Here is a 2,051-nt window from a genome sequence, read left to right on the forward strand (position 1 = left end):
CGCGCTCAAGGCGGGGGGGCTCTCCGGCAGGGGCGCGGGCTCCTGCTGGATGATGGCCAGGGCGAGCGCCATGGGATGATCCGCCGGCTCGTCCGGCTCGAAGGGGTGACGCCCGGAGAGCAGCTCATGGAGCACGACGCCGAGCGCGAATTGATCGCTCGCGGCGGTGGCGGGCTCGCCCTGGAGCACCTCGGGCGCGGAGTAGGGCAGCTTGCCCTTGAAGGTGCCGGGCTGGGTGCCCACGGAGACGCCTTCCATGCGGGCGATGCCGAAGTCCGTCACCTTCACCTCGCCCTCGCGCGAGATGAGGAGGTTGGAGGGCGAGACGTCCCGGTGGGCCGTCAGCACGGGACGGCCGGCGTGCATGCGGCGGTAGGCATGGACGAGGCCCGCGAGCACCTGGGCGCCGATGAAGGCCACGAGGTGCGGAGGGAAGTGCTGGTCGCGCCGGTAGGCGTGTCGCAGCAGCACCCCCACGTCCCACCCGTTCACCAGCTCCATCACCAGGAAGAGGCCCTCGGGGCCGCTGCCCACGTCATAGACGCTGGCGATGTTCTGGTGCTGCAGGTGGGTGGCCAGCCGCGCCTCGGCGAGGAACATCTGCGCGATGGCGGGCTCGCGCGCCAGGTGCGGCAGCACGCGCTTGATGGCCACGGGCTTCTCGAAACCCTCCGCGCCGCGCGCCACGCCGAGGAACAGCTCCGCCATGCCTCCGGTGGCCAGGGGGCGTACCAGCCGGTACCGGGACTCGTTCACACGTTCCTCCAGGAGGTCAGCCCTGGGGCTGGGTGATGTCGCGCAGCAGCTTCCACGGGTAGATGCCGGTGCCGTGCCCGTCGCTGAAGACGAAGGTGAGGGCGTAGTTGCCCACGGGCTGCACCTGGGTGATGCGCATGTCCGTGGGCACCTTGGCGGGATCCAGCGTGCGCTTGTTGGTCCACTCGTCCACGCACCCGGCGCACGGGCACTGCTGGCGAAGGAGCTGGGCGGTGGCGGCCGTCTTCACGCCATCCTCCCAGGCGAGGCTCAGCCGGGTGCTGTCCGGAGACAGCGCGGCCTCGGTGGCGGACACGGGCCGCGTGGTGGGCTTGATGCGATCCCAGAAGCTCAAGGGGCTCCCCTTTCAGGGCCAGAACAACACGGGGCCCTGCTTACCATCCGACGCGGCGGATGGGGGAGGGAAGCCGAGGGCTTCACGAGGCCAGCTTGACGGGCAGGCGGTGGCCCTCCAGGCGCACGCCCTTCTTCGCCAGCACCCGGCGCAGCGCGGCCACCACGGCCGGGTCGAGCTGCTTGCCGCTGAGGTTGTCGAGGATGTCCATCGCCTTCTCCAGCGGCATGGCCTTCTGGTAGGGGCGGGTGGAGGTGCAGGCGTCGAAGGTGTCGGCGCACCCGACGATGCGGGCCAGCAGGGGAATGTCCTCGCCCTTGAGGCCGTCCGGGTAGCCGGTGCCGTCCCAGCGCTCGTGGTGGCTGCGCACGCAGGAGCGCATGGCCTGCAGGAAGCTGATGGGCTTGATGATGGCGTCGCCGATGGCCGGGTGCTCGCGCATGATGGCCATCTCCTCGTCGGTGAGCCGCGACTGCTTGCAGAGGATGGACTCGACGATGCCAATCTTGCCGATGTCGTGGAGGATGCCGCCGAACTGGAGCTGCTTGAGCTCGCGCTCGGAGAGGGCCAGCTCACGGCCGATCTCCACCGCCACGTCGCCCACGCGCTGGCTGTGGCCGCGGGTGTACGAGTCCTTGGAGTCGATGGAGTTGGCCAGGGCGACGATGGTCTCCAGGTAGCCCTGCTCGAGGCTCTCGTAGAGGCCGCGGTTCTCGTGGTCGTACGCGAGCAGCTGCTTGCTCATGTAGTTGAACGTGCGGGCCAGCTCGCCCAGCTCGTTCTTCTGGGGGACGTTGACCTCGACGCCGAACTTGCCCTGGGCGAGCTCCAGGGCGCCCTGGGTGAAGCCCTTGAGGGGGCGGGTGACGCTGCGCGAGAAGAAGGCGGCGAGCGCCAGGGCCACCACGGTGGCGGCGAGCACGGTGAGCAGCAGCCGCCG

Annotated in this window: 3 protein-coding genes; all 3 read right to left on the reverse strand. The window is 70.0% G+C overall.

Annotation, left to right across the window (positions count from 1 at the left end; genetic code table 11):
* A partial coding sequence (locus tag VF697_RS11740; protein ID WP_331094310.1) for a serine/threonine-protein kinase occupies positions 1 to 756 on the reverse strand: 756 nt, incomplete at its 3' end.
* 16 nt (positions 757 to 772) lie between these two features.
* Entirely contained in the window at positions 773 to 1,111 is a 339-nt protein-coding gene (locus VF697_RS11745) for a DUF971 domain-containing protein (RefSeq protein WP_331094312.1), read from the reverse strand.
* Between the two features lie 82 nt (positions 1,112 to 1,193).
* On the reverse strand, positions 1,194 to 2,051 hold an 858-nt coding region (locus tag VF697_RS11750), incomplete at its 5' end, for an HD domain-containing phosphohydrolase (RefSeq protein ID WP_331094314.1).

The organism is Archangium sp., assembly GCF_036388035.1.
Classification (GTDB): Bacteria; Myxococcota; Myxococcia; order Myxococcales; family Myxococcaceae; genus Archangium.